At 65.5% G+C, this 16,611-nt stretch carries 15 protein-coding genes; 6 read left to right on the top strand and 9 right to left on the bottom strand.

The features are described 5' to 3' along the window. Positions 1-107: 107 nt before the first annotated feature. The 7 genes from AUL34_RS01425 to AUL34_RS01395 form a co-directional block, all read right to left on the bottom strand. Entirely contained in the window at positions 108-1,106 is a 999-nt protein-coding gene (locus AUL34_RS01425) for an SIS domain-containing protein (RefSeq protein WP_061930036.1), read from the bottom strand. A gap of 9 nt (positions 1,107-1,115) precedes the next feature. Continuing rightward, positions 1,116-2,081, bottom strand: coding sequence for an N-acetylglucosamine kinase (locus AUL34_RS01420; RefSeq protein WP_082653104.1), 966 nt, complete (start codon positions 2,079-2,081; stop codon positions 1,116-1,118). A 7-nt stretch (positions 2,082-2,088) separates the two neighbouring features. After that, complete coding sequence (locus AUL34_RS01415; protein ID WP_061930033.1) at positions 2,089-3,195, bottom strand: ABC transporter ATP-binding protein; 1,107 nt, start codon at positions 3,193-3,195, stop codon at positions 2,089-2,091. Between the two features lie 22 nt (positions 3,196-3,217). Beyond that, a complete protein-coding gene (locus AUL34_RS01410; protein WP_061930030.1) occupies positions 3,218-4,093 on the bottom strand; it encodes a carbohydrate ABC transporter permease in 876 nt (291 codons plus the stop codon). Further along, on the bottom strand, positions 4,090-4,977 hold the full coding sequence (locus AUL34_RS01405; RefSeq protein ID WP_061930606.1) for a carbohydrate ABC transporter permease: 888 nt from the start codon (positions 4,975-4,977) through the stop codon (positions 4,090-4,092). Before AUL34_RS01405 ends, AUL34_RS01410 begins: the two co-directional genes overlap by 4 nt. Positions 4,978-5,050: 73 nt before the next feature. Continuing rightward, positions 5,051-6,328 (bottom strand): ABC transporter substrate-binding protein, encoded by a 1,278-nt coding sequence (locus tag AUL34_RS01400; RefSeq protein ID WP_061930027.1) that lies wholly within the window; start codon positions 6,326-6,328, stop codon positions 5,051-5,053. Between the two features lie 127 nt (positions 6,329-6,455). Continuing rightward, positions 6,456-7,637 carry an ROK family transcriptional regulator gene (locus AUL34_RS01395; RefSeq protein ID WP_244492405.1) on the bottom strand — a complete coding sequence of 394 codons (1,182 nt, stop codon included), beginning with the start codon at positions 7,635-7,637 and terminating at the stop codon, positions 6,456-6,458. 79 nt (positions 7,638-7,716) lie between these two features. On the opposite strand from AUL34_RS01395, the gene AUL34_RS01390 reads away from it, so the two are divergent. After that, positions 7,717-8,862, top strand: a complete 1,146-nt coding sequence (locus AUL34_RS01390) for a DSD1 family PLP-dependent enzyme (RefSeq protein WP_061930021.1) — start codon at positions 7,717-7,719, stop codon at positions 8,860-8,862. 241 nt (positions 8,863-9,103) lie between these two features. Here the strand turns inward: AUL34_RS01390 and AUL34_RS01385 are convergent, their stop codons facing one another. Further along, positions 9,104-10,480 (bottom strand): FAD-containing oxidoreductase, encoded by a 1,377-nt coding sequence (locus tag AUL34_RS01385; RefSeq protein ID WP_061930017.1) that lies wholly within the window; start codon positions 10,478-10,480, stop codon positions 9,104-9,106. A gap of 435 nt (positions 10,481-10,915) precedes the next feature. Between AUL34_RS01385 and AUL34_RS01380 the strand changes: the two genes are divergently transcribed. The 5 genes from AUL34_RS01380 (at position 10,916) to AUL34_RS01360 (ending at position 15,631) form a co-directional block, all read left to right on the top strand. Next, a complete protein-coding gene (locus AUL34_RS01380) occupies positions 10,916-12,397 on the top strand; it encodes a TadE/TadG family type IV pilus assembly protein (RefSeq protein WP_274532643.1) in 1,482 nt (493 codons plus the stop codon). A 1-nt stretch (position 12,398) separates the two neighbouring features. After that, complete coding sequence (locus tag AUL34_RS01375; protein WP_061930011.1) at positions 12,399-12,902, top strand: TadE/TadG family type IV pilus assembly protein; 504 nt, start codon at positions 12,399-12,401, stop codon at positions 12,900-12,902. Then, positions 12,902-13,450 carry a TadE/TadG family type IV pilus assembly protein gene (locus tag AUL34_RS01370; RefSeq protein WP_061930008.1) on the top strand — a complete coding sequence of 183 codons (549 nt, stop codon included), beginning with the start codon at positions 12,902-12,904 and terminating at the stop codon, positions 13,448-13,450. The genes AUL34_RS01375 and AUL34_RS01370 overlap by 1 nt, the downstream gene beginning before the upstream one ends. A 237-nt stretch (positions 13,451-13,687) precedes the next feature. Further along, positions 13,688-14,338, top strand: a complete 651-nt coding sequence (locus tag AUL34_RS01365) for a hydrolase (RefSeq protein ID WP_061930005.1) — start codon at positions 13,688-13,690, stop codon at positions 14,336-14,338. Positions 14,339-14,890: 552 nt separating this feature from the next. After that, a complete protein-coding gene (locus tag AUL34_RS01360) occupies positions 14,891-15,631 on the top strand; it encodes an SDR family NAD(P)-dependent oxidoreductase (protein WP_061930002.1) in 741 nt (246 codons plus the stop codon). Positions 15,632-15,844: 213 nt separating this feature from the next. On the opposite strand, the gene AUL34_RS01350 is transcribed toward AUL34_RS01360, so the two are convergent. Continuing rightward, positions 15,845-16,573 carry a GntR family transcriptional regulator gene (locus AUL34_RS01350; protein WP_061929997.1) on the bottom strand — a complete coding sequence of 243 codons (729 nt, stop codon included), beginning with the start codon at positions 16,571-16,573 and terminating at the stop codon, positions 15,845-15,847. Between the last annotated feature and the right edge of the window lie 38 nt (positions 16,574-16,611).

Genomic DNA, 16,611 nt, shown 5'->3' with positions numbered 1-16,611 from the left:
TGCATCCTATGGACGGAAGCGCCGCGCACGGCGCTTCCGGATCGAGGCGAGCTGACCCGGACCCCCTCGCAAGACACGACACGGTCGGAAGCAGGGAGGCCTTCCGCTCAAGCGGCTTGAGCCGGGATTTTCGTGTCGTTCTGCCGATAGCGGAACTTGACGTCGGTCAAGCCGGCCGCGTCCGACAGGGTGGCCGCGAGGAGTTGCGGCGCGAAGATGTCGGCGAGGCCCTGCATGATACGATTCTCGAAGAACGGAACGCGCAGGACCGTCATCGAGCGCCCGTCGGCGACGGTCTCGTCCGAGGTCACGAGAAGCGAGGGGCAGCCGATGGTCTCCAAGTTGCGGGCGAGTTCGATTTCGCGACCGCGCCCGAACAGAACGACCCCCGTGGTCTCGTCCATCGATTCCATGGGGCCATGGAGATAGTGCCGCGTGTCGTAAGCGGAAGCAGGGATGCGTGCGGCCTCGCGGATGAGAAGCGAGGCGCCGTCGGCAGTGCCGAGGCTTGAGCCCGCGCCGACGCAGTCGATGGCGCGCCGCTCGGCGAAAAGCCGGCCAAGACGCTCCATCCGCTCGCCGGCCGACGCCAAAACCGAAGCAGCCAGATCAGGCACAGCCGACCAGTCGTCCGGCTGGCCGGTGATCGCGTCGCAGACGAGGCCTGCGGCCAGGAGCGTCGCCGTGTATCCGGTGCTGGACGGCGTTGCGTCCGACCCGTTGGCGAGGCGGACATGATGCGTCGCCGCCTTCGCCAGAGGGCTCTCGGAGTCGTTGGTGACGGCGATGCTGCGGGCGTTCGGCAGGCGGCGCAATGCCTCGACGGTCTCGACGCTGCGGCCGCGATGCGAAAGCGCGATCACCGTGTCGGCGAGATCGAGCCCGTCCATCATGTCGACCGAGCGGATGGCAAAGGCGCGCCGGCCGCGACGCTGGAGCTCGCCCGCGACCACCACGGCGGCTGCGAAGCTCGCTCCGATGCCGGTGACGGCGATCAGGCCGTCCCCGAGGGCGGACATGTCCTGCCCGGCGATCTCGGCCTCAGCGGCTTCGAGGCTGTCGCGCAGGGATTCCGTCTGACGGGCGATGGTGGATCTGTAGCTCATACCTGTGCCTTAAGCCTTTGCCATGTCGATGAGGGTCGCGGGCGGCTTACCGCCCAACTTCCCGAGGGCGGCCCGCTGTCGGGCCAGAAAGCAGGCGCCCTCGACGGGTGCCCCGGTGAAAAGGCGCGCGGCGACGCGGCCTTCGCAAGCAACTTCGAGCGCGCCGGAGAAAGCGTTCCAGAGGCTCGGTTGGGCTGCGATCACGCTGCCGCCGGCGACCGCGGTGTCGGCGCGAACGCCTCGCGCTTCGAGCGTCGCAACGAGGTCGGCGAGCGCCCGCCCGCCCTCCGCGACCACCTGGGCGGCCAGATCGGAGCCCTCGCGTTCGGCCTCGAAGACCAGTTGGGCGTGTGCGCCGACCGCGGAAGCCGGGCCGATCTGGCCGAGCCGGCTGCCGATCCGAGCGGGGGAGGGGATTTCCAGCGCCTCGAACAGGTGCGAGACGAGGGGATCGGCTGTCGAGCCTCCGCGGTCGAGATGGCGCGCGACGCTTCGCGCCGCCTCGCGCACGAGGCTGGCGGCGCTCCCTTCGTCGCCGATGATCCAGCCCCAGCCCCCGGCCACATGCATCCGCCCGGTGCCGTCTCGGCAGACAGCGATGGAACCGGTCCCCGCCACGAGGCCGATCGCGTGCTCCAGGCCAAGCGCCGCCGGCATCAGCTCGGCATCGTTCACCACCTGAACGGGGCAAGGGCTGACCGACGCCAAGGCCGCTTCGAACGCCTCGCATTCCGATCCGTCGTCGCAGCCGTGGGCGCCCACGGCGATCGCATCCGGCGAGGCGCCATCGGCAAGCGCCAGGGCAAGATCCACCACAGCGGCGGCGTCGTGGGCCCAATCGCGCCGGCGCCAGTCTCGGCTCGGCAGCACACGCTCGCGCACGCCTTCCGGGCCTTCCAGGCGAAGCTGCGTCTTGGTGCCGCCAATGTCGACGCCGACGACCCGGATCGGTCGTATCGGACCGGGAGCGGCCATCTGGTCCTCAATGCGCATGGATCGGCCGGATGCGGCGCCCCGTGGCGTCGAACAGGAGGAAGCGACCGGGATCCAGCCGGGCGCGGCAGGTCCTGCCGCCCCGGTATCGCAAGCCATCGCTGCGCACGATCAGGCGCTCGCCGCCCGGCATGTCGGCGTGGATGTAGGTGACGTCGCCCAGTTCCTCGACGAAGGCGACGTCCGCCTCCACGTCGTGTGGACCCGCAGCGCCCTCGGGCGCCAGGCGCACGTGTTCCGGCCGAATGCCGATCTCGATCTCGGACAATGCCGGGTCGAAGCCGGGGAAGGGCAGCTCGATCGCGGCGCCTGAGCCGCCGATGCCCGACACGGTCACGCGTCCGGGACCGGTCACGGCGATGCGTGCCTTGAGGAAGTTCATCTTCGGCGAGCCGATGAAGCCCGCGACGAAACGGTTGCCGGGATCGTCGTAGAGGTCGAGGGGGGCGCCGCATTGCTGGACGACGCCGCCGTTCATCACCACCATCTTGTCGGCGAGCGTCATGGCTTCGACCTGATCGTGGGTGACGTAGATCATGGTCGCGCCGAGGCGCCGGTGAAGGTCGATCAGTTCTGCCCGCATCCTGACACGCAGCTCGGCATCCAGGTTCGACAGCGGCTCGTCGAAGAGGAAGACCTTGGGCTGGCGCACGATCGCCCGGCCGATGGCAACGCGCTGCTTCTGGCCGCCCGACAACTGCGAGGGACGACGCTCCAGAAGCGCGTCGAGGCGCAGGATCGCCGCGGCCTTCATCACCTTGTCCAGGATCGTCGGCTTGGTCTCGCGGGCCATGCGCAGACTGAAGCCCATGTTCTCAGCCGCCGTCATATGCGGATAGAGCGCATAGGACTGGAAGACCATGGCGGTGCCGCGCTGCGCCGGGTCGACGTCGTTCATGAGGGTGCCGTCGATCCGCAACTGGCCGGAGGACATGGTCTCGAGCCCCGAGATGATCCGCAGCAGCGTGGACTTCCCGCATCCGGAGGGACCGACGAAGACGACGAACTCGCCCGATTCGATGTGAAGGTTGACGTCGCTGAGGACGTTCATGGGGCCGAAGGATTTGGCGAGATGAGTGATGTCGAGTCGTGCCATCGATGGTCCTCGATTGTTTCCGTCAGCCCTTGGTGCCGGACATGGCGATGCCCTCGACGATCTTTCGCTGGAAGATCAGGAAGAAGATCAGGGGGGGTACGGCAGCCAGGAGGTTCGCCGTCATCACGACGTCGACCGTCTGGTGGGAAAAGGGTGCGTTGAAGAGGCCGACGACCTGGCCGACCGTGTACATCCGCGAGTTGGGTGCGACGATCAGAGGCCACATGAAGTTGCCCCAGGTGCGCATGAAGGTGAGGATGGCGAGCGTGACGAGAGCGTTCTTCGCCAGCGGCATGACCACGTGCCAGTAGATCTGGAAGTGTCCGGCACCGTCGAGGCGTGCCGCCTCGATCATCTCACGCGGTATGCCTTTCATGAACTGGACGAGAAGGAACAGCCCGAAAGCCGATGCGACACCCGGCACGACGAGGCCCTGCATGGTGTTGAGCCAGCCGAGGTCGGCGACCAGAAGGTAGGTCGGAATGATCGTGACCGCCGTCGGCACCATCAGCGACAGCATGACGAGACCGAACAACAGTCGCTTGCCGGGAAACTCGAAGAGCGCGAATTCGAAGGCTGCCATCGAGCCGACGGCCAGTACCCCGACGATGGTGAGGAGCGCGTAGGCCATCGAGATGTAGTAGGCGCGCAGGTAGTCGGTCTCGCGCAGGATCATCGAGATCTTCGACCAGCCCGACTCGAAGGAGGTCGGCAGCAGCCGTGGATTGATCGAGACGGGGGTGCCGGGCTCGGAGAAGACGACGTTGATCATCCACCAGATGGGAAACAGGATGACGAGACTGACAGAAAGGGCGATCACCCACTTCAGGACGCTCCAATAGGTCAGCGTGGCCAGGCGTCGGCGACGCACGATCGCGGCGTCGAGGGCGAGGGTCATCGCGGGGCCTCCTTGCCGCGCAACGCGAACATGAGGCCCGTAAAGGCGACGATGATCGCGGTCAGGATGAAGCCGTAGGCGGCGGCCTGCCCGAAGCGCACGGAGCCGAAGGCCCGGCCCATCATGTCCATGACGGGGAAGAGGAGCGCGTTCTGACGCCCGCCATACTGGGTAAAGGACGAGCCGGTGAGGAGCCACGGCACGTCGAAGACCTGCAGCGCCGAGATAAAGCCGTATGTGGTCACGAAGAACAGCACCGGCGCGAGCATCGGGACCGTGACGTGGCGAACCTGCTGGAAGCGGTTCGCCCCGTCGAGGCGCGCAGCCTCGTAGAGGTCGGTCGGGATGTTCTTCAGGCCGGCCAGCAGGATCACCATGTTGAAGCCTGCCGATACCCATATGTCGACGGCGATCAGCGCGTAGAGCATCGTGCCGGTGTCGTTGAGGAAGTTGACGGAGGGGATGCCGAGCCAGCCGAGCACCATGTTGATGAGGCCGAAGCTCGGCGCGTACATCCAGCGCCAGATCGTGGCGGCGAGAAAGGCCGGCAGCACGACGGGCAGAAAGAAGACGCTGCGAAAGAGGTTGGACCAGAACCCGGTGAAGCTGTCGACGAGGAGCGCGAGGCCGAGTGCCACGAGGATGCCGAGCGGAACCGTGATGATGATGTAGGTGGCGAGATTCCACAGGGCGCGCTCGAAGTCGCGCGAGCCGAGGATGCGGGTATAGTTTGCGAACCCGACGAAGCGGGGATCGCTGGCCGCGTTCCAGTCGTGGAAGCTGTAGAAGAGGCCGCTGACGATCGGGTAGAGGAAGAAGGCCGCGAAGAGCAGCATGAACGGCAGTACCATCAGGTAATGCGGCAAGTATCTCGTGGCGGGCATGGACGACGACTCCGCGAGGGACTTCGAGAGGAACCCGGCGACCGAAGCGCCGCCGGGATCCGCTCCCAACCGGTCAGTTCGTGAGGCAGTCGTTCAGCTCTTCGACCAGCGCCCCGGCGCCCTCGTCGGGCGTCATGTCGCCGTCGGCGACGGCCGATGCGTTGTCGGTGACGATCGAGCGGTAGCAGTTGGGATAGGCGCCGACGAAGTAGGGCGGCATCACGTCGACCGCGTACTTCACGGCTTCCAGCGAAGTTGCGATCAGCGGAAGCTTGGCGACCTCCGGCTCCGCCATGGCCGCGGCGTTGGCGTTGTAGCGCGAGAGGAGCGTGGCCCAGCGCGCCATCTGGTTCTTCTCCGTGATGTAGGCGGCGAACTCGAAGGCGATATCCTGGTTCTCGCCCGGTGCCACGCCGACGATCTCGTAGCTCTTGATGCCGCCGTGGCGGCCGGCACCCATGGCGGGCACCAGCGTGTAGTCGTATTGGAGGCCGGAATCCGCCGCCGCCTGCTTGTAGGTCGGGTCCACCCACGGGCCGACCACATGGAAGGCGAGCTGGTTCGTGATGAAGAGGTCCTTGGTCGCCTGGTCGTTACGACTGGTTCCGCTGTTGAGCGGGGCCATGTCGACGAAGAGCTGCAGGACCTTGGCATAGGTCGCAGGATCGATCCGCGTCTTGTTCGTCTCGAAATCGACGCCCCAGCCGTTCACGTCGCCGACGATCGCGTAGGTGCTGGCGACGGAGTTGAAGACCTGGGTCTGGTCCGGCATGGCGAACTTGCCGGCCTCCTTCACCTTCTGCATCTGGGCGTACCATTCCGCCCAGTCCTTCGGTGGCTGCGTCGTGTCGATCCCCGCTTCCTTGAGGACCGTGAGGTTGCGGAACATGATCTCGCCGAAGCCCGTATAGGGCAGGCAGTAGAGGGTCTCCGGCTGCGGCATGCAACTCGCGAGCGCGTCCTTGTCGAACTGGCTGCGATACGCATCGGGCATCTTCATCCACTGCGGATAGATGTTGGAGAGGGCGCCGACCTCCACGAGTTGCGCGCCGACCGCCAAGCCGTTCATGAAGACGTCCGGTAGCGTGCCGCTCGCCGCGCCGGCGATCTGGCCGGCGGTCAGGTCGTCGTCGCCGCGACCGGAGATGTTGATCGTGACGTTGGGGTGCTTCTCGCGAAATTCCGAGATGAACGTCTGCTGGAGCGCGAGCGCGTCGCCCTGCGCGAAATCCGAATAGACCCAGTACTCGAGCGTCACCGGCTCCTCGGCAGCGGACGGTATGACGGCAATGGGATTCCCCACGAGGCAGAGAAGGGCGAGGGCAGACGTCAGGCTGACTGAAGGGCGCATGAAACGGCTCCGTTGCTCGTCGACACGATCACCAAGCCTCGCCCTCTTCGGTCCGGCTTATGTTAGGCATGTTAACAAACAAATCGAAGTGCGCAAGGGCGCATGGCCGGCGACTTTCGCTCCCGGCTTATCTGGCTCCGTCCGCGAGAAGGAGGACCAGCGCTTCCTCGATGGCGAGGCGTTCGATTCCCAGGACCGTTGCATCCGGGCCGAGGGAACTGCTGCGCACGGTGACGGGGTAACTCAGCCGTGCGGCCACCTCCGGAACCGTCGGCAGGAGCAGCGGGCTCGTGCCGACCCCGCCGCCCAGGACGACGAGGCCGGGATCCACGACCGCCACGCAGGTGGCGACGAGCCCGCCGATGTCGTCGGCATGCCGGCACACCGCCGCAAGCGCACCTCCATGACCGCTTTCGGCGAGCCGGAAGAGCTCGCTCGCATCGCTTGGCGGGGGCCCTTCGCTCGCGTCCCAGGCTCCACGCACACGCTCCATGAGCGCCTCGGTGCCGAGATAGGCTTCGATCTCCCCCGGTACGGGAACCATCCCAGCCGCCAAGGGGAAGGCGATATGCCCGATCTCGCCCGCCGCACCGTTGCGCCCCCGCACCAGCCGCCCGCCCAGCATCAGGCCCATGCCGAGCTTCAGGCCGATCTGAATGTAGGCAAAATCTTCCTCGCCCTGCGCCACCCCGTAGAAGCGCTCGGCGACAGCAGCGCAGTTGACGTTGTTCTCCAGGATCAGGGGCAAGCCTCCCGGCGGTTCGAAGCGAGTAAAGAGGCGGTCCTGACGGGTGGCCGCGGTATCGCCCGAGTCCGGGCGGACTACGCGGGAGGGGAGGGCAATGCCGATGGCCCGAAGTGGGCCCCAGGACGGCTCGCGCTCGGCAGTGGCGGCCTCGAACTCTTCGGCGACGGCGAGGCTGATCTCCTCGTCCATGACCTTGTGATTGGAAGGCAGGCGGTAGGTGCGGCTGTGCAGGAGCCGCCGATCGAGCGTGGAGACGCGCAGCCGAACATGCGTCGATCCGGCATCGACGGCGACGACATGGCCGGCGCCCCCGCCCGCACGGTAGAGTGCGGCCTTGCGCCCGAGGCTGCCTTGGGATTCGCCGACATTCTCCACGAAGCCGTGTCGTTCCAGTTCCCCCATGGCGGCGGACATGGTCGGACGGGAGAGGTCCAGCAGTGCGCCGATCTGCGGGCGCGTCGCCGGTCCCGAAGCGACAAGGGTTCGGAACACGGCCCGCGCGCTGGCCGTCAGGCTGACGAGCGGCATGGTCGGTGAAGCAGGCGACGGGGTAGATTTCATTTGTTAGGACGTTTAACCAATAGGGCGAGCCGCGCGTTCGGCATCTAGCTCATAGGCTGTTCCAGCCTGAAAGGACATAATGAACGCACTCACCACGTTCGACGTCGGTTACGACGTGCCCGCTCGCCCGGGCGACGCTCTCGACACCGTCCAGACGCCCGCGCTCGTGATCGACCTCGATGCGTTCGAGCGGAACCTCGAGCGGCTGCGGGCGGCAGCGGACGCCATGGGCGTGCGTCTGCGCCCGCATGCCAAAACCCACAAGTCCGCCGACATCGCCCGCATCCAGATGGAGCGGGGCGGGGCTTGCGGCATTTCATGCCAGAAGGTTTCGGAAGCGGAGGCTCTGGTGCGCGCGGGCATCGACGATATCCTCGTCGCCAACGAGGTGCGCGATCCCGCAAAGCTCGACCGCATTGGGCGACTGGCCCTTGAGGCGCGGATCATCCTGTGCGTCGACGACGCGGAGGCGTTGCCGGATCTGGCACGCGCCACGTCCCGCCACGGCTCGACCCTCGAGGTTCTCGTCGAGATCGATTGCGGCGCCGGCCGGTGCGGAATCTCGCCGGGAGAGCCGGCCCGCGATCTCGCCTTGCGCATCGCCGAGACACCCGGGCTCGTCTTCGCTGGCCTTCAGGCCTATCACGGACCGGCTCAGCATATCGCCGACCCGTCCGAACGGCGCGCCGCGATCGCCAAGGCCGTTGTGTCGACGGAGCGGACCGTGTCGCTTCTGGCCGAGGTGGGCCTGTCCTGCGCCATCGTTGGCGGGGCGGGCACCGGCAGCTTCCCGCTGGAAGGTGGCTCGGGCGTCTACAACGAGCTGCAATGCGGCTCCTACGTCTTCATGGACGCCGATTACGAGCGCGTCCGGACGGAGGACGGCGGACGCCCCGGCGGCTTCGAGAATGCCCTCTTCGTGCTGACGTCGGTGATGAGCCGACCGGCGCAGGGTCGTGCGGTTTGCGATGCAGGCCTGAAGTCGCTGTCGACCGACAGCGGCTTGCCCCGCGTCTTCGATCGTGAGGGTGTTGCCTATGTCGGGGTCTCCGACGAGCACGGGAGCTTGTCGGACCCAGGCGACACCTTGCGCGTCAACGACCGGATCCGGCTGGTACCCGGCCATTGCGACCCGACCTGCAACCTCCACGACTGGTACGTCTGCGTTCGCAACGGCCGCGTGGAGGCCTTGTGGCCGGTCACCGCGAGAGGCAAGTCCTGGTGATCGAGGACCAGTGAAGCGGAATGCCGGCGAGGGCGATCGTACTTCACACAATCAAGGGCTCTGTCGAAGCCGTCCATCCGGTCGACGCACCCGAGGTGCCGCTGTGGTCTGCCGGCAGAGTCCGGCGGACTTTCCGCGGCCCTCGTATTGAGCGATCACAAGGCTCGAAGGGGTGGAAAACGGTCCGTCGCCTATCCGTTAGGAAGCCAAGAATGCGCACGTTCCGCGCGATAGCGATGCGTCATCCGGGTCGGAGATCGCCGACGAGGGTTGGGATGAGTTCCGACACGGTCGGGTGTATGGGAACGGCCCGCTCGAAGATCGTGTAGGGCAGGTCGGCGTTCATGACGTCGAGAATGCCGTGAATCGCCTCGTCGCCCTCGACGCCGAGGATGGCGGCGCCAAGGATCCGGTGCGTCTGCGCGTCGGCGACGAGTTTCATGAAGCCCTGCGTCTCGCCCTTTTCGATCGCCCGACCGACACGGCTCATCGGCCGATTGGAGAACAGCAGCAGCCGGCCGCTCGCACGGGCCTGCGCGTCCGTCAGGCCGACGCGGCCGAGCGGAGGGTCGGTGTAGAGTGCGTAAGCCGGGATGCGCTGGTCGACGCTGCGCGCGTCCCCATCCAGGAGATTGGCCGCCAGGATCTCGTAGTCGTTGTAGGCGGTATGGGTGAAGGCGCCCCGACCGTTGCAGTCGCCGAGCGCGAAGATGCCGGGCACGCTGGTCTCCAGCCGCTCGTCCACCTCGATGTAGCCGCGCTTGTCCGTTCGGATGCCGGCGGCATCGAGGCCGAGGTCGTCCGTGTTCGGGCGCCGCCCGACCGCCATGAGGACGTGGCTCCCGACGACCTCCGGTTCTCCGGTCCGGCAATCGACGCGCACGGCGACGCCGTCCGCATTGGGCGCGAAGGCGATGCATTCCGCCGACGTGCGCACCGTGATGCCTTCGGTCTCCAGGATGGTGCGGATCGCCACCGAAACGTCCTCATCCTCGCGCGAGACGAGGCGCGGACCCCTTTCGATCACCGTCACAGCCGATCCGAAGCGGCGGTACATCTGCGCGAACTCCAGTCCGATATAACTGCCGCCGATCACCACGAGGTGGCGGGGTAGCGTATCCAGCGCGACGATATCGCTGTTGGTCATGACGGGCACATCGCCGATGCCCGGCATGTCCGGCACGAATGCGCGTCCCCCGACATTGAGGACGATCAACGGCGCCGTAAGTCTGTCGCCGCCAACGCCCAAGGTCTTCGCATCAAGGAACCGGGCGTGGCCGCGGATCAGCGTCAGCCCCTCCATTCCCTCCAGCCAGCGCTCGTTGTTCTCGCGCGCCGTGCGCGAGACGGCTGCGGCGCGGGTCTGTACCTGCGCCATGTCGACGGAGACCGGGCCGGGCAGAACGACGCCGTAGTCCGCTGCCCGGCGCGCCGTGGCGGCCACCTTGGCGCTGGCGACCAGGGTCTTGGTCGGCATGCAGCCGGTGTTGACGCAGGTTCCCCCGACGAGGTGGCGCTCGACGAGGGCGACCGTCCGTCCGGCTGCGGTGAGGCGCGCGGCGAGCGAGGGGCCGGCCTGGCCTGCGCCGACGATGACAGCGTCGAAGGAGCGGATCATAAGGAGCACCGTCACGATCAGGAGTTCACCGAGGATCGCGGCAGCGTCCTCGAAGATGGCAAGTCGCAGGCCTCATCCTGAGCTATCGTGGGCCGATGGCCTAGACCCCATCAGAGGGGACAATCGGAAACGGATGCCTGGCGCTTGTCGGCCATGGTTGGCTGCGCAAGATCCGTGAGGCCGAGATGTTCGTCGGCCTGTGGGCCTGCACACTGAGGGTGACGGCGGACGCCTTGCGACCGTGCCAGCCGATGCGAGAAGGCTGCGAGCTTCACGAACGTCTCCTGCCTCGCCGCGGCACTTGATCGATTCGAGCGTTAATCGGGCCTAAAGTAATCATTCGAAAAAACTCGCGACAGACTGTCGGAGGAACATGATTTTTTAAGGCGATATTGTTCTACGAATACCCGGAGATCCACAGCTGCGGGTATCAATTTGCTCTCGAGATTCATCCGAAACGAGCAAGGCAATTTTGCTATATTGACTGCACTGCTCATTCTTCCTCTGATTTTCGGTGTCGGCGCGGGTATCGACCTCAACCGTCTTCATACCGCCCGGGTCCACCTTCAGGATCTGGCCGATGCCGGTTCGCTGGCGATGGCGATCTCCAAGGAGCAGCAGGCGGGCAAGCTGCGCTCGATCGGCGAGGCGACCATCGACGGCAACCGGGCGGCCGGGGCGTTGAACGCCGTCGAGATCGCTGACCTCAAGACCAGCGACAAGCAGATAGAGCTGTCCCTGGTGTCGACCGTGAACATGACGTTCATGTCGATCGCGGGCTTCGACGCGTTCGATGTGCAGGCCGCCTCGATCGCCAAGCGCGAGGTGACGGGAACGGTCGAAGTCGCGTTGGTTCTCGACAACACCTATTCGATGATCGGTCCCAACACGAGTGGCCAGAAGCTCGCCTCGTTGAAGAGCGCCGCCTCGAAGCTGGTCGGCACCCTTCTGGACGGGGGCCAGGATCAGGTTCGTATCGCACTCGTCCCCTATGCTGATTACGTCAACGTCGGAACGCAATACCGCTCCGCGTCCTGGCTCAGCATCGAAGGCAAGCGCGCCCCCACGTGCCGCACCCAGACGACGGAGACGATCTGCCATCGCAGGAGCCCGACCTTCGCCTGCACGGTGACGCGAGACGGCATTCCGCAATCGTCCACCTGTGGCGGGGACTGCCTGGAATCGGAGGTCGTGCCTCTCGTTCCGCCGAAGGAAACCTGCGACGGTCCCGACAAGCGGGAATGGTTCGGCTGTGTGGGGTCCCGGTTTGCCCAGGCGACTCCGCCCTACAACGTGACCGACGCGAACCCTTCCGTTCCCTATCCCGGCATCATCGACAACGAGATCAAGTGCCCCAACCCCATCGTGCCTCTCACGACGGATCGGGCGAAGCTTCTGAGCGCCGTCAACGGCATGGTCGTCGAGAAGCCATACTACAAACCCCTCACGTACATACCGTCCGGACTGATGTGGGGTCAGAACGTTCTGTCGGCATCGGCACCGTTCCAGGAAGGGCTCGACTACGATCCCAAGAACCGGAAACCGAGGAAGATCGTCGTCCTGATGACCGATGGAGCGAATACGATGATGTTCCAGGACTGGTGGGGTCATCACGGTCCCGTCCGCGGTGGCGAGAAGCCGGATGCGGAACTGTCGTCGACCGATCAACGGGTTCGCAGGGAGGAGCGGGAGCGCACCGACAGCGACTCCCGCAAGCTCTGCGACTACATGAAGTCGAAGAAGATCGAGATCTACACGGTCGCGTTCATGGTCGACACGTCGGAGGGGCGTGCGCTCATGGCCTACTGCGCCAGCACCCCAGCCAACTATTTCGACGCGAATGATTCCGCGTCGCTGCAGACCGCGTTCGGAAACATCGGCGACTCGATCAGTCGCGTTCGCCTGTCCCGGGACTGACATGCCGTTCGCTCGAGAGATCAGGTCTTTCTACGCGCGAAAGGACGGGGTGACGGCGGTCGAGTTCGGATTGCTTGCCACGCCATTCTTCCTGGTCGTTTTCTTCATCCTCGAGACGTCGCTTGTCTTCATGGCGGAAACCTCGATCAACAACGCCGTGGAGCGCGTGGCGCGCGAGGTCCGCCTCGGAAGTCCGATCGCGACGACCGACGGGGAGTTGCGATCGTTGATCTGCGCGGAGGTCGGCTATCTCCTCGACTGCGAAAAACTGCACATCGATCTTCGCCGCTATCCGACCTTCGAGGGGATCAGCATCCCGCCCATCGTACAGGATGGTTCGATCGCAACGACGTTCGAGGCCGGAGAATCGAGCATCGTCATGAGCCTGCGCGTCGCCTACGAGTGGCCGATCATCACGAACTTCATGCAGAGATACCTGTCGACCCTCGAGAGCGGTAACCACCTGATCGTCGTCGGCACGTTCCTGAAGTCCGAGCCGTACTGATGACGCTCGCCGGACCCGGCCGCTGGAAGACGATGCTTCGCGATCGACGCGGCGTTGCCGCCGTCGAGTTCGCCATCGTCTTTCCGGTCCTGCTGATCCTTTGCTTCGGCGCCTTTCAGCTGACGATGGCTCTGACACTCTTCGGCAAGCTCAACAGCGTGGCGGGCGCTGTCGCGGATATCGCCAGCCGTGAACTGCACACCAGCGCCCGGGAACTGACCGGGCTCGAGAATGTCGCCCGGCAGTTCATCGAACCCTACGACGTCGAACAGTTGCGCATCGTCGTCTCGGGTGCCGAACTCGATCCGAATGGGGACTGGATCGTCAAATGGTCGCGCGCATTGGGTGGCAACGCGCGAGCAAAGGCCTCCCCCATCTCCCTGTCGGTCAGCACGGATCCCGCAAGCCCGAAGTTCGTCGTGGTCTCCGAACTGTCGTATCTCTACCGCCCGATTTCCAACCTCGTCCTGTCCGAGCCCTTCGCCATGGAGGCGCTGACATACCGGTATCCTCGTGTCGGGGGTCGGGTCGAATGTCCGGATTGTTAGGACTTGGAAGGTCACCCGCGCATCCGTCGGAGCCTCGTTGCGCAGTCGCCGTCACGCGGTTGGCGTCTGCGACAGCAACTCCTCGACGTCCATCCCACGTTCCGCGATGAGCGACACAGCAGTGCACCGGGCGACACTACCGTCTGGGAAATCGGAATGGCAATTCTCCCTCGGTCGACGAGGTCTCGGTGCCTTCATCGGCCGCGATGATGTTCGCGCAACCTCAGGAGGACTGCCATGACACTGCGAAACGGCCTTGATTCACTTCTGCGCCCGGAAGACTCGGTGCTTCTCCTGATCGACCACCAGCCCTACCAACTGGCCAACCTGAACAGCCACGATCCCCAGGCCGTGGTGAACAACACGACCGCGCTGGCGAAGGCCGCCAAAGCCTTCGGCGTTCCCACGATCCTGACCAGTGTCATCGCGGGGCGCGGCGGTCTGCTTTTCAAGCACCTGACCGACGTCTTTCCCGGCCAGGAGGTGATCGATCGGACCTTCATCAACACATGGGAGGACAAGACTGTGGTCAGCGCCGTCGAGGCGACCGGACGCAGGCAGCTCGTCATCGCGGGGCTCTGGACCGAGGTCTGCGTTGCGATGCCGGCGATCCAGGCGGCCGGTGAAGGTTGGGACGTGACGGTCATCACGGATGCGTCCGGAGGCACGTCGGTCGAGGCGCATCAGGTCGCCATCCAGCGCATGATCGCGGCCGGCATCAACATGATGACCTGGCTCGCCCTGGCCGCCGAATGGCAGCGTGACTGGGCACGGACGGATACGGCCGGTCCGCTCACCGAGGTCCTGATCGACCACGTCGGCGGCAGCGGCATCGCTTACATGTGGGAACAGCAGCTGCTCAATACGCCGGTCGAACGGGCCGGTTGATCCGGTCCACGTGCAACTGTCCCGGGCGGCGCGACGCTCCCGGGACGCCTTGCGGGGTGCGATGCCGGCCGGCCGACGTCGCCGACCCGAAGCGCCGTTCCGGGCGCCAAGGTCGGACCGCACTCGTTGCCGCTGCGACATGGGTTGGCGTCGCCGGGCGATGCGGCTGGCCCGGCTGGAAGCACGTATCATTCAGGACGCTCCGTCCAACACGATGCGTCATCCGTGATCGTTGGCAGCCAGCGGGGTGCGTCTGATAGCTCGTCGCTCCCTTCACGGGGAAATCTCGCCGACCGGGTTGATCAGACCGCTCAGCATCTCGGATGTTCCATCCGAAAGATGGGGCGTGGTTTCAAGACGCGCGTCCGTTGCCCCGGCGTTCCCCGACGGACAACTCAGTTGCGCGCCAGTCGCGTCTACTGTCCTCAGTCTCGTCGACTGAGTTGTCAGGCGTCTGAGCTTCCAGCTGGACTGAACTGCAGGGAAACGGCCGAAGGCATCGGCGGGTAATCCCAATGCGAAACACTTCACGAGACATCGAGGGATGGTGACATGATCGATCTGAAGGGAAAGCGAGCCCTCGTAACCGGCGGCTCGCGGGGCATCGGCGCGGCGATCGCGCTGGCTTTGGCGGAAAATGGCGCGGACGTCGCCTTCACCTATCAGCGCTCGGCCGAACGGGCGGAAAGCACGGCCGCGTCCATCGCAGCGACGGGGCGCCGCGCACGCGCCATCCAGGCCGACAGCGCCGACCCGCAGGCGATCACGCGCTCCATTCGCGAATGCGTCGAAACGCTCGGTGGCCTGGACATCCTCGTCAACAGCGCCGCCATCGGCCACGCTGGACCCATTGCGGATATCGACTTGAACGAGTTTCAGGCCTTGCTGGACGTCAACGTGCGCGCGCCGGTGCTGTTTGCCAAGGCGGCGGTTCCTCACCTCGGTGAAGGAGGGCGCATCATCACGATCGGTTCGAGCCTCGGCGAGCGTGTTCCGTTTCCGGGCGTAACCGCCTACGCCATGTCCAAGGCAGCCCTCAGCTCGTTCACGCGCGGTCTGTCACGGGAACTCGGGCCGCAGGGCATCACGGTGAACCTCGTGCAACCCGGTTCCGTCGACACCGATGCCAACCCGGCGGACGGTGCGGCCGCCGACTTCCAGCGGAGCCTCACGTCCCTGGGGCGGTTCGGCGAGCCGAGGGAGATCGCGAACGTCGTGGTTTTCCTTGCGAGTTCCGCGGCGAGCATCATCACGGGCGCCACCCTGACGGCCGACGGAGGCGCCATTGCATGATGCGAACGGCCCGTCTTCGGTCGTGATCATCCGCCCGCGGCAAGCCAGCGAACGGCTGCCGCTCCTCGATACGACGGCAATCTCGCCCCGTTACCCGCAGGGGAGGGCGAAGGCGGGGGACGCGTATCGCGTCATATCCTGCAAGGGCTTGGCCGCGCCGATGGTTCTGCGTGCCCTCGATGCCGTTCGCGGTGCGACGATCGACGCTGCACTCTAGCCGTTCGAAGCCTGAAACGGGGCAGCGTCGGCGTCCTTTGCGAAACCCTCGTGCGACGCCATGTTTGCCAATAGTCTGTCGCGGGCGGCCGTGACATGATCGAAGACGGCTTGTCCCGCGGCGGCGGGGTCACGTCGTTCAAAGGCCGCCACCATCGCTTCGTGCTCGCGGATGACATCTTCGACGATGTCCGGATGGTATCCCCCCAAACTGTCGGCGACCGTCCGTACGACGCGGGTTCGCCCTTCCAGGATCGTCTCGGCCTCCGGATTGTCCGCGATCGAATAGATGCGTTCGTGGAAGGCGATGTTCTCGCGCGAGGCGACCATGGGCTTGGCGGATCGGATCAGCACGTTGAGATCCTCGTGCATCGCCCGGATGTTCTCGATGTCGTCCTTCGAGGCGAGTTCGACGGCGCGCCGCGCGAGCATGGATTCGATCCCCACGCGGATATCGTAGATGTTGCGGATGTAGCCCTCGGTGATCGCTTCGATGCGAAAGCCGCGATGCGCGATCGAGATCAGGATGCCTTCGCCCTCCAGTTGCCGCAGCGCCTCGCGGATCGGCATATGGCTGACCTTGTATCGGGATGTCAGCGTCTCGATCGTCAGATGGGTGCCGGGGACGAAGCCGCCATCGGCAAGGTCGGCGATGATCGCCCGCTTTACCCGAAGGTATGTCGGTTCGTTCAGGGGAAGGTCTTCGGACGTTCGTCGGCGCTGCACGTGTGTCTCCCGATCGGCAGTTCATCCTAGCTACGCCA

Source organism: Aureimonas sp. AU22 (genome assembly GCF_001463745.1).
Taxonomy (GTDB): Bacteria; Pseudomonadota; Alphaproteobacteria; order Rhizobiales; family Rhizobiaceae; genus Aureimonas.
This window is presented reverse-complemented; position numbering and strand designations above follow the sequence as displayed.